We start from the raw sequence: 15,664 nt of genomic DNA, 5'->3' as shown, positions 1-15,664 counted from the left end.
GATGGAAAAACAGATGGAAATGGATAAAGCCCAATTTGCAGAACAGTTGAAAAACCTTGTGGAATTAGGCAAGAAGAAGAAAAATGTGCTGGAGTATCAGGAAATCAATGATTTCTTTAAAGGAATCACCCTGAACAATGAGCAGATGGATCTGATCTTCGAATATCTGGAAGCCAATGGCGTGGATGTACTCCGGGTAACCGAGGACGACGCACTGCTGGATAATGAAGATATGCATATGGAAGAGGATGAGGTGGATCTGGAAAATATAGACCTTTCCGTACCGGAAGGGGTCAGTATCGAGGATCCGGTTCGTATGTATCTGAAAGAGATCGGTAAAGTGCCTCTTCTGAGTGCAGAAGAGGAAATCGAACTGGCAAAACGGATGGAAAACGGCGATCAGGCGGCGAAAAAACGTCTGGCAGAAGCCAATCTTCGTCTGGTGGTCAGCATCGCAAAACGATATGTGGGACGCGGCATGTTGTTCCTGGATCTGATTCAGGAGGGAAATCTGGGTCTGATCAAAGCAGTGGAAAAATTTGACTACACCAAAGGATATAAGTTCAGTACCTATGCAACCTGGTGGATCCGTCAGGCCATCACCCGTGCGATCGCCGATCAGGCAAGAACGATCCGTATCCCGGTGCATATGGTAGAAACCATCAACAAACTGATCCGTGTGTCCAGACAGTTACTGCAGGAGCTGGGCCGTGAACCTACGCCGGAAGAGATTGCAGAAGAGATGAATATGCCGGTGGAAAGAGTCCGTGAGATCCTTAAGATTTCTCAGGAACCGGTTTCTCTGGAAACCCCGATCGGTGAAGAAGAAGACAGTCATCTGGGTGACTTTATCCAGGATGACAACGTTCCGGTACCTGCAGATGCAGCAGCCTTTACACTGTTAAAAGAACAGCTGGTAGAGGTGCTGAGCACACTGACCGAGAGAGAACAGAAAGTACTTCGTCTGCGTTTCGGCCTGGATGATGGAAGAGCCAGAACACTGGAAGAAGTAGGAAAAGAATTCAGTGTCACAAGAGAACGTATCCGTCAGATCGAAGCGAAGGCATTAAGAAAACTGCGTCACCCCAGCCGCAGCAGAAAGCTGAAGGATTATCTGGATTAATGGAATTATCCAAAAGACTTCGGATGAATGCTTCTTTTGTGACACCGGGAAACCGGCTGGCAGATGTGGGAACGGATCATGGATATATTCCGATCGCTCTTTGCCTGGAAGGCGTGATTCCATCAGCTCTGGCTATGGATGTGAATCCGGGACCACTGGAGCGCGCAAAAGAACATATACAACAGTTTGATCTGGAAACAGATATACATACCCGCCTCTCCGATGGTGTACAGGCTTTGTGCCCCGGGGAGGCGGATTCTGTCCTGATTGCCGGAATGGGCGGGGCATTGACAGTGAAGATTCTGGAAGCAGGTGAAAAGGTGCTTGCTTCCGTAAAAGAACTGATCCTGCAACCCCAGTCAGAGATCGACAAAGTCCGGTCATACCTTCTGACTCATGGATATGTGATAGCCGGGGAAAAGATGGTATATGAGGACGGAAAATATTATCCCGCCATGCGGGCAGTACATGGGGAAATGCCGCTGTGGCAGGAGGTGGAGTTACAGTATGGAAAATATCTGCTGGAAGAGAAACATCCGGTATTAGAGGAATATCTGAAAGACAAACAGATAACCTGCAGGAAAATACAGGAAAAACTCGCAGCAGACGGAAAGAAAGCAGAAAAGATCACCGCACGGCAAAAAGAGCTGGAGGACGAACTTCGGCTGATCGGGCAGGCACTGGAGGTGTATGAACGATGATATGTAAAGAAGTTATGAGAAAGCTGGAAGAACGGTGGAATCCTTCCTATGCACTGGAATGGGATAACGTAGGACTTCTGGTGGGAAGAGAAGAAAAAGAAATCAAAAAAATATTTACAGCACTGGATGCTACAGAAGAGACGATCGCACAGGCACTGGAATTCGGTGCGGATCTTCTGATCACCCATCACCCGATGATTTTTTCACCGGTAAAAAAAGTGACCAGTGCAGATTTTATCGGCCGCAGACTGATCACGATGATCCAGGCGGATCTGTGTTATTATGCAATGCATACAAACTTTGATGTGAAGGGGATGGCACAGCTGAATCAGGAATGTCTGGGACTTACGGACTGTGAAGTGCTGGAAGAAACCGCTCCCGGGGAAGGCATCGGAAGAGTAGGTGCGCTGGAAGGGACGATGGATCTGAAACAATTTGCCGGAAAAGTAAGAAACGACTTTGAGATCCCGGATGTACGGATGTACGGAGATCCGGCAGCGATCATTCATCGTGTGGCAGTGAGCAGCGGATCCGGAAAAAGTATGATCCGTGGTGCAATTGAAAAAGGTGCCGATGTGATCGTTACCGGAGATGTGGATTATCATTCGGCAATTGATGCCGTTGCGCAGGGAATTGCTGTGATCGATGCCGGTCATTATGGAACTGAATATGGATTTATCGCATATATGAGACAGGAACTGGAAACTATGTTTCCGGAGCTTGCGGTAGGCACTGCCAGAGTGCATCATCCGTACCGGGTGGTGTAGCGGCAGCTGAAAGGAGTGGTGAAGATGGGACTTAAGATGTGTAAAGTAACAGTGGGTTCCAGGGAGAAAGCATATCCGGATGGAACACCTTTTGGAGAAATTGTCAAAGATTTCGACCAGGATTGTAAGTATCCGGTGGTTCTGGTAACGGTAGACGGAAAACTTCGCGAACTTCATAAAAAGATTCACCGGGACTGCCGGATCTCACTGGTGACGGTGGCGGACAGTATCGGTCATAAAACATACAAAAGAAGCATGAATCTACTGCTGTTAAAGGCGGTATATCATGTGGCAGGACATGAGAAGATCCGGAAGATTGTCCTGCATTTTACGGTGGGAGAGGGATTTTACTATACGATTGATGGAGATGTGACGATTGATCAGCCATTTCTGGATCAGGTGGAAACGTATATGCATGAGCTGGTGGAAAAACATGTACCGGTGATGAAACGGAGTGTGTCTACCGCCTCTGCGCTGGATCTCTTTTACAAATATGGTATGTATGACAAAGAAAAACTGTTTCGTTACCGGAGAAGTTCCCGCGTAAATATCTATAATCTCGAGGAATTCGAGGATTATTTTTACGGGTATATGGTATGGCATACCGGATATCTGAAATATTTCAAATTGTATCCGTATGACGAGGGCTTTGTGATGCAGATGCCGACCCGGAAAGAACCGGAAAAACTGCCGCCGTTTACGCCGTCACCGAAGATTTTTCAGGTGCAGAAAGAGGCGGAAAAATGGGGCGAGATGATGGGAGTTTCCGTGGTAGGGGAACTGAACGAGAAGATCTCGAAAGGAAAAATGCAGGAACTGCTGCTGATCTCGGAAGCCCTGCAGGAGGGAAGAATCTCAAAGATCGCAGAGCAGATCATCGAGCGTGGCGGTGTAAAATTCGTTATGATCGCCGGACCATCCTCCTCAGGAAAAACCACATTTTCTCATCGCCTGTCAATCCAGCTGGCGGCTCACGGGATGAAACCGCATCCGATCGCAGTGGATAATTATTTTGTAAACCGGGAAGATACGCCGCGGGATGAAAACGGGAACTACAATTACGAGTGTCTGGAAGCTATCGATGTGGAACTTTTCAACCGCGATATGAATGCGCTGCTTAAGGGCGAGCGGGTGGAACTGCCACGGTTTAATTTCAAACTGGGAAAACGGGAATACAAAGGGGATTTCCTGCAGATGCAGCCGAACGATATTCTGGTGATTGAGGGAATCCACGGACTGAACGACCGGCTGAGCTATTCGCTTCCGACGGAGAGCAAATTCAAGATCTATATCAGTGCGCTGACGCAGTTAAATATTGACGAACACAACCGGATTCCGACGACGGACGGACGATTGATTCGCCGGATTGTCCGGGATAACCGGACGAGAGGAACGAGTGCGAAAGCAACGATTGCAATGTGGCCGTCGGTTCGCCGTGGAGAGGATGAAAATATCTTCCCCTATCAGGAACAGGCAGATGCAATGTTTAACTCGGCACTTCTGTATGAACTGGCAGTGCTGAAACTGTACGCGGAGCCGGTACTCTTCCAGATCGGCCCGGACGAACCGGAGTATCAGGAAGCGAAGCGGCTGTTAAAATTCCTGGATTATTTTGTGGGGATCCCCAGTGAGGATATCCCGAAGAATTCTATCCTGAGGGAATTTGTGGGCGGCAGCTGCTTTGATGTGTAAAATAATGTACAGAAAATATATAAAAGATATATGAAAAAATGTCAGGGGTGAAAGCGATTTTGTCCCTGGCATTTTGAAAAGAAAGGGTGGAAAGTATGAAAGTATTGATGTTAAACGGAAGCGCAAAAAAAGAAGGCAATACATACCAGTCTCTTCTGGAAGTAGGAAAGGAACTGGAAAGACAGGGCATCGAGTATGAGATCTTTCAGATCGGCAGTCAGCCGGTGAGAGACTGTATCGGATGTGGACAGTGCAATGAAAATGGCTGTGTGTTTGCGGATGACAAGGTCAATGCATTCGTGGCAAAGGCAAAAGAGGCGGACGGATTTGTCTTCGGTACACCGGTCTATTATGCACATCCAAGCGGACGGATCCTGTCATTTCTGGACAGAGTATTTTACAGCAGCGGCAGAGCATTTGCCTTCAAACCGGCGGCTTCTGTAGCAGTGGCAAGACGCGGTGGATGCAGTGCTTCCTTCGATGTACTGAATAAATATTATGGCATCTGCCAGATGCCGGTAGCCAGCTCTACTTACTGGAACATTGTACATGGCTGTGAACCGGGAGAAGTGAAGATGGATGCAGAGGGAATGCAGACCATGCGGAATCTGGCAAAGAACCTGGCCTGGATGATGAAATGTTTTGAAGCCGGAAAAGTAGCAGGTGTGCCACTTCCGGAGACAGAGAGAGGAAATCAGACAAACTTTATCCGATGATGAAAAAACAATATTCTAAGGTTATAAAAATTGTAATCCAGATTCTGTTTTTTCTGTGGATACCGGAGTCTTTTGCTGCCAGTCTGTATGCGGTAAAAAAGCTGATCCATGCGGTTTCGGTGATGGATTTTACTTATGCGCGGGAACCGGTTCTTCTGCTGCTGGAAACTGTTGTAACAACAGCGGTTTTCGGACGGTATTACTGCGGATATATCTGTAGTTTTGGTGCGGCACAGGATCTGAGTTATGATTTGGGAAACCTGATACGAAAACAGACAAAATACCGTAAGAAACGTATGCTTTCGGTGAAAACAGACAAAATTCTTTCCAAACTGAAATATCCTGTTCTGGTGATTGTGGCAGTGAGTGCTGTCTGGAAGAAAAATCTGCTGGATGTCATCAGCCCCTGGAAGGGATTTGCCAGTCTGCTGTCCCTGCTGAGAGGAAATTTCAGCAAAGAGAATCTGATTTCTGCAGGTGTCTGGATCTGTATCATTGTTCTGGTCATATCGGCAGTATTTTTCAGAGCGTTTTGCAGATATCTGTGTCCGATGGGAGCAATTTATACACTGCTTTCCTTTTTCTCTTTGGACAGAAGAAAGCGAAGCTGCAAAAACAGCGGAGATTGTTCAATCTGTCCGTATCAGTGCAAACAGCAGAAAAGTAACCGCTGGGGTCTTGCGGTGACAATACTTGTCTTTTCCTGCATGAATCTGTATCTGTTAAAAGCAACGGGAAATGAAACGGCAAGCGGAACAGCAGATGTAAAAGTGACAGAGAAAGGGTCGTATACAGATGGAACGTATACAGGAACCGGTAATGGATTCCGTGGTAAGATCGATGTGACGGTCACTATTAAAAATGGAAATATTTCTGATGTGCAGGTGCAGGATTATGAAGATGATGCTACTTATATGCAGAGCGTTATCAGAGAGCTGATTCCGAAAGTGCTGAAAGAACAATCAACAGAGGTGGATACGGTTTCCGGTGCGGCCTACAGCAGCAAAGGACTCCTGAAAGCTGTAGATCAGGCGATTTATCCGGAAAAAACAGAAAACGGGACAGATGTCACGAGTCAGATCTGGCTGAAAGACGGTAACTATGAGGGAACAGCCAATGGCTTTCGCGGAGAAATCAAAGTAGAAGTTACGGTAAAAGATCAGAAAGCAGAAAAAATCAGAATTCTATCTTATTATGACAATGAGGAATATCTTTTCCATGTGTCACCGGCAGTGATCACAGAAGTGCTGGAAAATAAACCGCTGGATACCGATGCTGTTTCGGGCGCGACATACAGCTGTAATGGTCTGACCAGAGCCATAGAAAATGCGTTGCAGGTAGAGGAAGATACCTATACCATTCTGGAAGCAAAACCACGCGCCGAAAAACATAAGAAAGCGCACCATCAGGTTCAGAAATTCGTAGAATCGGAGGAACAGTACGAAGAACTTGTGGAAAAATACAAAGAACTGATTTACGATTCCAACGGAAAGAAAAAAGAATAAAAAGTGATAAAAAGGAGTTTTCAAAAAACGTTTATATGTTATTGAAAACTCCTTTTGTGTTTTGTTCGGTTGTCAGTTATCAAACATATGATCTTTCAGCTCCTGATACCAGTTTTCTGCCTGTATTTTTGTCGGAGCCGTAAGAAATACCGTGTATTCATCGGTCTGAATGGAAAGAACCGGGGATTCATCCAGCTCTACATACATTCTGCACGGACCGGTTTTCTTTCCTCTAAACACACCGAGCAGCTGATGCCCGTCAGCGGATCCGTTGGAGCGGACGAAGGAATCGTCCGGCAGGCTGTCCAGAAGCTGCAGATCCAGGATCTCGTCTGTAGAGAAAGAAGTGTCAGTGTAACCGGAAGTGATAGAAACCTGTGTGCCATCGATGGTCATCTGCACCGGAACAAAATCCATACGTATGAACAGTCCACACATCCAGATCAGAAGTCCGGCTACTACAACGAACATGCTGACTGTGAGGATTTTTCCGGCAGGTCTTCCCATATTGGTGGTAAAATTCGTACCACAGAAACGGTCAGGAACCATAAACCGCGGGTCTGCCGGATTGTCATACCAGCCGTTTCGCCAGTAATAATCGTCATCCACATACATCGGTTCGTCATCGGCGGCAAGAATCTGTGCTTTTTTCTTCTTTAAGCGGAAGTACATCACAAAAACTGCAACGATGGGAATCGTCTGGAAAATAAAAAAGAGCAGGTGTGACCACCAGTACCATTCAAGATCATTTGCAAGGAAAAAAATCTCACTGATAAATGCCAGACTGTTACACAGACTGTAGAAGAAAAACATCCGGGACCAGTAACGGTGTTCCTGGGTGTTGATTGCCACATTGATCTCCGTATGTGCACTGTAGATCCGGTTGCCGTTTTTCGAGTAGCCCCAGGCGAACAGAAGAAAAAACAGCCAGAGGACGATCCAGGTAATCAGGAAGATCCCGCCGCTGGTATCGGTGAGGATATAGTTGCGGATACGGGAGAAAAACAATGGTATAAAAACCATCACCAGTGGAAGCAGATGCCAGTACAGCGGGAGCGCTGCCTTCTGGGTATGTATGGCAGTACGGGTGTCGGCAGCTGCGGTAAAAGGTTCTTTTGTCGTATTGCCCAGTCCCTGTTCCAGCTTCAGAAGATACAGCTGACGGTGGGCACTGTACAGCAAAGAGACTGCACGGGCAAGAAATACACAAAACCAGATGCACCAGAGCGTTATGCCTATGGAAGCCAGCCAGAAAAATGGAATGGCAACTACAACGCCAAGAACCAGATGCAGCAGATAAAACTTCCGGATGTGTTTTTGATAGCTGTCTGTCAGCTGAGCCACCGGAGACAGGGAGATAGCAGATTCAGGAAGATGGACACCAAGGAGCATCCCGTTCCGATAGGTTGCCGAACTTCCATAAACCGCCCAGGTGATGCCGACCATGATCAGGTCCGTGATCGCAAGAATCCAAAAGAGCATCATTCCACAGCCACCTCCATTTCCACAAATACTTTGCTGCAAAGACTGAGAAAATCTTCCAGGTTCATTCCGCGGATCCTGGCTTCCGCACTTAAAAGTTCCAGTTCGTCCTCCAGTTTTTCCTGAAAAAGAGAAGAAGGTTCCTCGTTTTCCGGAATATGAACGATACTTCCCAGACGGCGGTCAGTATAGAGAAAACCTTCATTTTTCAAAAGCTGGTAGGCTTTGCTCACTGTCATGGTATTGATACCAAGATCGGCAGCCATCTGTCGCACGGTGGGAAGAGACTCACCCTCGGTCAGTTCCCCTTTGCCGATGCCTTTTACAATCTGGTTGCGAAGCTGCAGATACAGAGGAATCTGCGAGAGTGTATTGATTTTTATGATCATGAAAACACCTCCTTGTATTTTGTATTATACCACACGATACAAATAATACAATAGAAAATGTATTTGACGAAAAGTTTTTCCTGTGGTAGACTGATTCGGTAAGTAGAATAAATGGTCGCGGCTGACAGAACCGAAAGGGGTCAGGTGAGGAAAGTCCGGGCTTCAAAGGGCAGGATGCCGGATAACGTCCGGTGGAGGTGACTCCAAGGCCAGTGCAACAGAAATAAACCGCCAGGTTCGCCTGGTAAGGGTGGAAAGGCAGTGTAAGAGACTACCGCCTGTCTGGTGACAGAGAGGGCACATGTAAACCCCATCCGAAGCAAGACCGAACAAAAAACTATGTGGCTGCCCGTCACGTTTTTAGGTAGGTCGCTGAAGCCTGCTGGCAACAGCAGGATTAGATAGATGACCATTCAAGACATAACCCGGCTTATCGTTCTGCTTACTTTCACAGAATATGGCTGTCGTCCGGAACATGAAAAGAAGTGTTTCGGACGGCAGTTTTTTTACGTGAGCAACGAGTCAAAGTCTGTGCTTGCACAAGACCTTGACGACTGCTGCGATAATGAGTAAAATTCGCGAAGCGTATTTTATCTCGTTACTGTATTGCCTGAATGAAAAACGATTCACAAAAAAGAGAGAATATGGCATAATAATAGAAGAAAATACTGTCGCGGAATTGTAATTGCACAGGAACGGCAGAAGGGAGAAAACGGAGAATTATGAAAAATATTATACTCGCATCCCAGTCCCCAAGACGAAGAGAACTTTTAACACAGATCGGATTAGAATTCGAAGTGCATCCGGCAGGCGGTGAGGAAATCATCACAAGCATAGATCCTGTGGAAGTGGTAAAATCGTTATCGACACAGAAAGCAGCTGCGGTGAAGGAAGAGCTGGAGCCACAGTTACCGGAGAACTGGCTGGTGATCGGGGCGGATACGATTGTGGTTTATGACGGGAAGATCCTTGGAAAACCAAAAGATGAGGCAGATGCGATCCGCATGTTACGTATGCTGCAGGGGCAGACTCACAGTGTATATACCGGTGTGACACTGCTGGAGACAGGAAAACAGACAACCTTTGCGGAAGAGACAAAAGTATCCATGTACCCGATGACAGAAGAAGAGATTGCATGGTATGTCAGCACGAAAGAGCCGATGGACAAAGCAGGAGCCTACGGGATCCAGGGACTTTGTGCGCGGTTTGTAGAAAAAATCCAGGGAGATTATAATAATGTGGTGGGACTTCCGGTAGGACGGATCTATCAGAAACTGAAAAAAGAAGAATCCTTTTGAAAATAAAAATGTTGAAGTGAGAGAAAACGATTTGCGTGGTGCATTTTAAAATTGAAATCGCAAAAATGTGGAGAAAAACGACAGAACAGAAATGTATGGGACAGAAAGGGAAGAGACACAGATGGAAAGGACAGAACAATACCCGGGTTATAACCATCGGGTGCAGTATTATGAAACCGATCAGATGGGATGTGTGCATCATTCCAACTATATCCGCTGGTTCGAGGAAAGCCGGAGCGATTATCTGGCATATCTCGGTATGGATTATGACAAAATGGAAGCCGCAGGTGTGATCAGCCCGGTACTGACGGTGGAGGCAGCCTATCACTCCATGACACGGTACGGGGAAGAGGTATCTATTGAGGTGACAGTGAAAAAATATAATGGCGTAAAAATCTTTCTGGGATATCATATCAGGGATAAAAAAGACGGAACCCTGCGTTGCAGCGGACAGACCAGTCACTGCTTTCTGAACAGGGAAGGGAAACCGTTATCCTTAAAAAAAGAAAAACCGGAGTGGCATGAGATCCTGAAAAGAGAATGTGAACGGGCACAGGAACAAAACGGATAACAGAGCAAAGAACCGTCCGGAAAATGAAAATGCAGAAAAAACACGGATAACAGCGCACTTGAAAATCTCCAAAATTGATACAGCACGCAACGAATCCACAATTACAGGAAACAAATCCCATATTTTTCAGCTTCGCAGCATGGTATACTGAGTATAGTCTGCGAATAGAAAACAGACTGCAAAACATAACGGTGAATGTGAAAAACAGTGATGTAAAAACAATAAACTGTGATGCAGACAGGGCGATAAAAAGGAGGACGAACATGGCAATTTATATAGACGAACAGAAAAAACTTTTTACGTTGTCAACAAACAATACAAGTTATCAGATGATGGCAGACAAATATCTGGTGCTGAATCACCTGTACTATGGAGAAAATATCGGTCAGGAAGATATGAGCTATCTTTTAGACTATCAGGATCGGGGATTTTCCGGAAACCCTTACGAGGCAGGAAATGAGAGAGACTATTCTCTCGATTCCAGACCGCAGGAATACTCCACCAACGGCGTCGGCGATTACCGGATCAACAGTGTGAGCGTGATCAACGCGGACGGAAGCGATGCCGCAGACTGGCGTTATGCAGGATATACCATCGAAAAGGGCAAATATGCGATCCCGGGAATGCCGGCACTGTACGGAGAAGAAAAAGATGCCGATACCCTGATCGTGGAACTGGCAGATAAAGTAACCGGACTGCATGCATTTTTATACTACAGTGTGTGGGAAGAAAGAGATATCATTACCCGTTGCGTAAAATTCGTAAATCAGGGAACCGATGCGATCGTGCTGACAAAAGCTGCTTCCATGAATCTGGATCTGATGAGCGGTGACTGGGAACTGATGCATTTTCACGGAAGACACAATCTGGAACGCCAGATGGAACGGGTACCGCTGATGCGCGGAAAGATGACCGTGGAAAGTGTCAGAGGAGCATCCAGCCACCAGCATAATCCATTTGCCATCCTGTGCAGCAAAGATACCACCGAAGAAGCGGGACCATGTTATGGAACAGCACTGGTTTACAGTGGAAACTTCTCGATCGAGGCAGAAAAAGACCAGATGGGACAGACCAGACTGACTGCCGGCATCAACAGCCAGAGATTTGCCTGGACACTGGAAGCCGGAGCAGAGTTCTGGACACCGGAGGCTGTCATGACCTACAGCAGCGAAGGATTTGAAAAGATGAGTTCCAACTTCCATCATACCTTCCGGGAACATCTGTGCCGTGGCAAATACAAACATGAGAGACGTCCGGTGCTGATCAACAACTGGGAAGCAACCTACTTTGATTTTGATAAAGAAAAGATCCTGAACATCGCAAAAGGCGCATCCGAACTTGGCGTGGAGATGCTGGTTCTCGACGATGGCTGGTTTGGAAAACGTGACGGAGATGTCAGCGGACTGGGTGACTGGTATGTCAACACCGACAAGCTGGAAGGCGGTCTGAAACCGATCGCAGACGGAATCAATGCCATGGGCATGAAGTTCGGTCTCTGGTTTGAGCCGGAATGCATCTCCGAGGACAGTGATCTCTACCGTGCACATCCGGACTGGGCGATCCAGATCCCGGGAAGACAGCCGAACAGAAGCCGTTACCAGCTGATCCTGGATATGGGAAGAGAAGATGTCCGGGATTATCTGTACGAACGCATGACGGCGATCCTCGACAGTGCCAATATCGAATATGTCAAATGGGATATGAACCGTCACATCAGTGATGTGTACAGTGCCGTTTTACCAAAAGAACGCCAGGGAGAGGCAAGCCATCGCTACATGCTGGGTCTGTATGATCTGCTGGAACGACTGGTGAGCCGTTATCCGGATCTGTTACTGGAGGGCTGCAGCGGCGGCGGTGGACGTTTTGACCTTGGTATGCTGTATTATTCCCCACAGATCTGGTGCAGTGATGATACCGATGCAGTAGAACGTCTCAGTGTCCAGTACGGAACATCTTTCTGCTATCCGATCTCAGCAGTCGGTTCCCATGTATCCGCTGTTCCGAACCACCAGACCGGTCGTATCACTCCGGTAGAAACCAGAGGAACCGTAGCCATGGCAGGAAGTTTCGGATACGAACTGGATCTGAACCTGTTAAGCGACGGGGAAAAAGAAGAGGTCAAAGAACAGATCAAAACCTTTAAGAAATACTACAACCTGACCCATGAAGGCGAATACTACCGCCTGACCAACCCGATGGAAAACCGTCTGTACGCAGCCTGGGAGTTCGTATCTCAGGATCAGAGCGAAGCTCTGGTACACGGCATGCAGATTCTGGCACAGCCAAGCGGCCCGTCCATCCACATCCCGGTAAGAGGGCTGAAAGCGGACGCCATGTACGAAGTAAACGGCGAACTGGTAAGAAGCGGCCGCGCCCTGATGCACGGCGGCCTGAACTTCCCACGCCAGACCGGGGATTTCAAAGCGGTGGAGTTTTATCTGAAGGAAGTAAAATAAAGAAGCATAAGAACCATAAAAGAGCTGCGAAGTGGATTCGCGGCTCTTTTTTAGGCGAGCAACAAGCCAAAGTTCATGTTTGTATGAAAAAACCTTGGGACATACCGATTTCATACACATCCGGGAAACACATGACGAAGTGAACCGCGACTTCTGTTTTGTAAAACATGCAACATATCAACAATAAAATGGAAACAAAACAGATAGGATTTTTCATCTTATAAACATATAATAAACCCATAGCAAAACCGTAATTCATCCAATCGGGGGAAAAGACAGGGATGGATTACGGAAGACAACAAAATACATAGATTCGTACAGGAGGTATGAAGATGAAAATTACTTTTATGGGGGCTGGCAGCACCGTATTTGCCAGAAATGTACTGGGGGACTGTATGTGTACACCTGCGCTTTGTGAGGCGGAGATTGCGTTGTATGATATCAACGAGGAACGACTGAAAGATTCAGAGATCATCCTCGGCGCGATCAATAAGAATGTCAACGAGTCCAGAGCCACCATCAAAACCTATCTCGGTGTGGAAAACAGAAAAGAGGCCTTGCGGGATGCCGACTTTGTAGTGAATGCGATCCAGGTAGGCGGCTATGATCCGTGCACCATCACCGACTTTGAGATCCCGAAAAAATACGGTCTGCGTCAGACCATCGCAGATACACTGGGAATCGGCGGTATCATGCGTGCACTTCGTACCATCCCGGTGATGGAAGAATTTGCCAGAGATATGGAGGAGGTCTGCCCGAACACCCTGTTTCTGAACTACACCAACCCGATGGCGATGCTGACCGGCTATATGCAGAGATACACAAAGATCCGTACCGTAGGTCTGTGCCACAGCGTACAGGTATGTTCGGAGAAACTGCTGGAAAAATTGGGGATGGAAGACAAGCTGGAAGGCAGAAGAGAACTGATCGCCGGTATCAATCATATGGGATGGCTGTTGGAACTGTATGACAAAGACGGCAACGACCTGTACCCGGAGATCCGCAGACGGGCAGCAGAGAAGAATGCAACTGAAAAACATGACGATATGGTGCGTTTTGAGTACATCAAACATCTGGGATATTACTGCACCGAGTCCAGCGAACATAACGCAGAGTACAACCCGTTATTTATCAAATCCAGATATCCGGAAATGATCGAAAAATACAACATCCCGCTGGACGAATACCCACGCAGATGTGTGGAGCAGATCAAAGGCTGGGAGAAAGAACGTGAGGATATTCTGAAAGACGGAAAAGTAACCCACGAAAGATCCAAAGAATATGCTTCTTATATTATGGAAGCCGTCGTGACCGGCAATCCATATAAGATCGGTGGCAATGTGTTGAATACCGGTCTGATCGACAACCTGCCATCCGATGCCTGTGTGGAAGTTCCGTGTATGGTAGATGCCAACGGCATCAACCCATGCCACGTAGGAAGACTTCCGGTCCAGCTGGCAGCCATGAATATGACCAATATCAACGTCCAGCTCCTGACCATCGAAGCCGCAGCCACCAGATCCAAAGAAAAGATCTACCAGGCCGCCATGCTCGAACCCCATACCGCAGCAGAGCTGAATATCGATGATATCAAGGCAATGTGCGATGAGCTGATTGAGGCACATGGGGATTATATGAGTATGTATAAATGAAAAGATAAGGTATGACAATAAGGAAGGGTCTGCCGCACTGATATAGTGCGGCAGACCCTGTTTGCGTCAGGCTGGAATCCAGTCTCCAATCCATTGACCGGTTTCTATATTGTAGAGTCGTTTATATTTTTTTTCATTAACTGTTTTATATACCCAAACAACATTAGTGTTTCGAACAGTACATTGGGATTGGTAAGTAGCTAAAGTTGAATTAATTAATGGAGAATCAACTGAAATGCTAGGACTTTCCAAAGCAAATATAAAAAAGACAAATAAGCAAGTCAAAAGTAGAGGACTATTTTTCAGAAATGATTTTTTCATGTTTTCGTGCCTCCTGGATGTTTTTGTAAGTAGTAATACCGATAATGCAATGCTCTTTGTCTGGTAATGTTTCTATGTATTCGCCATATAGATAAAAATCATATTGACCATCAGGACATTTTATAACGAAACAATTATCTTCGGTAGGAATAATAATATCATCAGTAAACATATCGGGTGGAAAATAATTGGCTTCAAAAATAATAAAATAAGATGATACGTATATAAAGAACGAGATACTCAGGAAAACAATTGCAGCTAAAGCAGAAGTAGACTTGTTTTGGGGTTGAGTAAGTGTTTCAAAACGTCGTGCCAGAACAGAATCACAAAAGTTTATAGAAAAATCCGGTGCAGGTAGAGGATTTTCTATTTGATAAGAAGCTGTTTTCAAAAGACAGGACAAATATTCGGCAGTATGCGTAGGATTATTTGCCAATGTCTGATCAATCCGCATTTCTAATATCGTATCTGTGTCATTCTTTAAAAACCGACAAAAAGGATTCCACCAGTAAATCATACAAATAATATGTAATAAGAATTTTATATACAGGTCTTTATGAAGATAATGATTCACTTCATGCAATAAAACATAGCGCCATTCGGATTCTGACAATTTCAAAGCATCCGGAATCAGAATGCATGGTTTTCGAAGCCCATAGATTACCGGACTCTTAAGTGGCGGAAGAGCCAGTAACGAGATTTTTTGAACCCTTTTTTTGGTGGCTTCGGATTTGATCTGAGTAAAAGCCTGCATTGGTATGCTGGTGTCTGATAAAATAACGGCATGTTTTCTTATATACTTTTGACAGTCATAATTACGTTTGATGTACTGGAGCAACGAATATAAGATGCCACAGCCCCATACAATCTCAAAAATATTCCACCAGGATACGGTATCATGAAGAAAGCGTACACGGCGTGTTTCTCCCACGATAGTGGCCAGTAAATCAGGAAGATATACATTGTGGGAGATCGGCAATAGTTCGACCGG

The 15,664-nt window shown here is 46.2% G+C and carries 14 protein-coding genes and 1 other RNA gene; 11 read left to right on the top strand and 4 right to left on the bottom strand.

Annotated elements, in window-relative coordinates:
- Nucleotides 1-13 precede the first annotated feature (13 nt).
- From rpoD to MSA64_RS09495, 6 genes are all read left to right on the top strand, one after another.
- Nucleotides 14-1,123, top strand: coding sequence for an RNA polymerase sigma factor RpoD (gene rpoD, locus MSA64_RS09520; protein WP_022172950.1), 1,110 nt, complete (start codon nt 14-16; stop codon nt 1,121-1,123).
- The gene (locus MSA64_RS09515; RefSeq protein ID WP_287891454.1) at nt 1,123-1,824 is read left to right on the top strand and encodes a tRNA (adenine(22)-N(1))-methyltransferase; all 702 of its coding nucleotides are present in this window, start codon (nt 1,123-1,125) and stop codon (nt 1,822-1,824) included. The genes rpoD and MSA64_RS09515 overlap by 1 nt, the downstream gene beginning before the upstream one ends.
- On the top strand, nt 1,821-2,591 hold the full coding sequence (locus MSA64_RS09510; RefSeq protein ID WP_022398533.1) for a Nif3-like dinuclear metal center hexameric protein: 771 nt from the start codon (nt 1,821-1,823) through the stop codon (nt 2,589-2,591). Before MSA64_RS09515 ends, MSA64_RS09510 begins: the two co-directional genes overlap by 4 nt.
- Nucleotides 2,592-2,615: 24 nt before the next feature.
- Nucleotides 2,616-4,283, top strand: a complete 1,668-nt coding sequence (locus MSA64_RS09505; protein WP_235904521.1) for a nucleoside kinase — start codon at nt 2,616-2,618, stop codon at nt 4,281-4,283.
- Nucleotides 4,284-4,378: 95 nt separating this feature from the next.
- Nucleotides 4,379-4,999, top strand: a complete 621-nt coding sequence (locus MSA64_RS09500) for a flavodoxin family protein (RefSeq protein WP_287891451.1) — start codon at nt 4,379-4,381, stop codon at nt 4,997-4,999.
- Nucleotides 4,996-6,504 carry an FMN-binding protein gene (locus tag MSA64_RS09495; protein WP_287891450.1) on the top strand — a complete coding sequence of 503 codons (1,509 nt, stop codon included), beginning with the start codon at nt 4,996-4,998 and terminating at the stop codon, nt 6,502-6,504. Before MSA64_RS09500 ends, MSA64_RS09495 begins: the two co-directional genes overlap by 4 nt.
- Before the next feature lie 72 nt (nt 6,505-6,576).
- Here MSA64_RS09495 and MSA64_RS09490 read toward each other — a convergent pair whose 3' ends face one another.
- Entirely contained in the window at nt 6,577-7,989 is a 1,413-nt protein-coding gene (locus MSA64_RS09490; RefSeq protein WP_287891449.1) for a DUF5808 domain-containing protein, read from the bottom strand.
- Entirely contained in the window at nt 7,986-8,375 is a 390-nt protein-coding gene (locus MSA64_RS09485; RefSeq protein ID WP_022398528.1) for a GntR family transcriptional regulator, read from the bottom strand. The genes MSA64_RS09490 and MSA64_RS09485 overlap by 4 nt, the downstream gene beginning before the upstream one ends.
- Nucleotides 8,376-8,474: 99 nt before the next feature.
- Between MSA64_RS09485 and rnpB the strand changes: the two genes are divergently transcribed.
- From rnpB to MSA64_RS09460, 5 genes are all read left to right on the top strand, one after another.
- An RNA gene (gene rnpB, locus MSA64_RS09480) (RNase P RNA component class A) lies at nt 8,475-8,824 on the top strand.
- A 273-nt stretch (nt 8,825-9,097) separates the two neighbouring features.
- Nucleotides 9,098-9,673 carry a Maf family protein gene (locus MSA64_RS09475; protein ID WP_277664210.1) on the top strand — a complete coding sequence of 192 codons (576 nt, stop codon included), beginning with the start codon at nt 9,098-9,100 and terminating at the stop codon, nt 9,671-9,673.
- A 121-nt stretch (nt 9,674-9,794) separates the two neighbouring features.
- Nucleotides 9,795-10,244 (top strand): acyl-CoA thioesterase, encoded by a 450-nt coding sequence (locus MSA64_RS09470; protein WP_118574830.1) that lies wholly within the window; start codon nt 9,795-9,797, stop codon nt 10,242-10,244.
- Nucleotides 10,245-10,507: 263 nt separating this feature from the next.
- Nucleotides 10,508-12,700, top strand: a complete 2,193-nt coding sequence (locus MSA64_RS09465; RefSeq protein ID WP_287891446.1) for an alpha-galactosidase — start codon at nt 10,508-10,510, stop codon at nt 12,698-12,700.
- 326 nt (nt 12,701-13,026) lie between these two features.
- Nucleotides 13,027-14,352: an alpha-glucosidase/alpha-galactosidase gene (locus tag MSA64_RS09460; protein WP_334302760.1), complete on the top strand. Its 1,326-nt coding sequence runs from the start codon at nt 13,027-13,029 to the stop codon at nt 14,350-14,352.
- A gap of 66 nt (nt 14,353-14,418) precedes the next feature.
- Here the strand turns inward: MSA64_RS09460 and MSA64_RS09455 are convergent, their stop codons facing one another.
- Both MSA64_RS09455 and MSA64_RS09450 read right to left on the bottom strand, forming a co-directional pair.
- Nucleotides 14,419-14,673 (bottom strand): hypothetical protein, encoded by a 255-nt coding sequence (locus tag MSA64_RS09455; RefSeq protein ID WP_287891445.1) that lies wholly within the window; start codon nt 14,671-14,673, stop codon nt 14,419-14,421.
- The coding region (locus MSA64_RS09450; RefSeq protein WP_287891444.1) for a M56 family metallopeptidase at nt 14,648-15,664 on the bottom strand (1,017 nt) is incomplete at its 5' end. The genes MSA64_RS09450 and MSA64_RS09455, both read right to left, overlap by 26 nt.

The sequence above is a fragment of the Oliverpabstia sp. genome (genome assembly GCF_022785585.1).
Taxonomy (GTDB): domain Bacteria; phylum Bacillota; class Clostridia; order Lachnospirales; family Lachnospiraceae; genus Oliverpabstia; species Oliverpabstia intestinalis.
The sequence above is the reverse complement of the archived record's forward strand: the minus strand, read 5'-3'. Positions and strand labels throughout refer to the sequence as shown.

Coding starts and splice junctions, on each gene's coding strand:
- MSA64_RS09460 (WP_334302760.1), top strand. CDS start 13,027: ATGAAGATGAAAATTACTTTTATGGGGGCTGGCAGCACCGTATTTGCC.
- MSA64_RS09505 (WP_235904521.1), top strand. CDS start 2,616: ATGGGACTTAAGATGTGTAAAGTAACAGTGGGTTCCAGGGAGAAAGCA.
- MSA64_RS09485 (WP_022398528.1), bottom strand. CDS start 8,375: ATGATCATAAAAATCAATACACTCTCGCAGATTCCTCTGTATCTGCAG.
- MSA64_RS09475 (WP_277664210.1), top strand. CDS start 9,098: ATGAAAAATATTATACTCGCATCCCAGTCCCCAAGACGAAGAGAACTT.
- rpoD (WP_022172950.1), top strand. CDS start 14: ATGGAAATGGATAAAGCCCAATTTGCAGAACAGTTGAAAAACCTTGTG.
- MSA64_RS09500 (WP_287891451.1), top strand. CDS start 4,379: ATGAAAGTATTGATGTTAAACGGAAGCGCAAAAAAAGAAGGCAATACA.
- MSA64_RS09515 (WP_287891454.1), top strand. CDS start 1,123: ATGGAATTATCCAAAAGACTTCGGATGAATGCTTCTTTTGTGACACCG.
- MSA64_RS09465 (WP_287891446.1), top strand. CDS start 10,508: ATGGCAATTTATATAGACGAACAGAAAAAACTTTTTACGTTGTCAACA.
- MSA64_RS09490 (WP_287891449.1), bottom strand. CDS start 7,989: ATGATGCTCTTTTGGATTCTTGCGATCACGGACCTGATCATGGTCGGC.
- MSA64_RS09510 (WP_022398533.1), top strand. CDS start 1,821: ATGATATGTAAAGAAGTTATGAGAAAGCTGGAAGAACGGTGGAATCCT.
- MSA64_RS09495 (WP_287891450.1), top strand. CDS start 4,996: ATGATGAAAAAACAATATTCTAAGGTTATAAAAATTGTAATCCAGATT.
- MSA64_RS09455 (WP_287891445.1), bottom strand. CDS start 14,673: ATGAAAAAATCATTTCTGAAAAATAGTCCTCTACTTTTGACTTGCTTA.
- MSA64_RS09470 (WP_118574830.1), top strand. CDS start 9,795: ATGGAAAGGACAGAACAATACCCGGGTTATAACCATCGGGTGCAGTAT.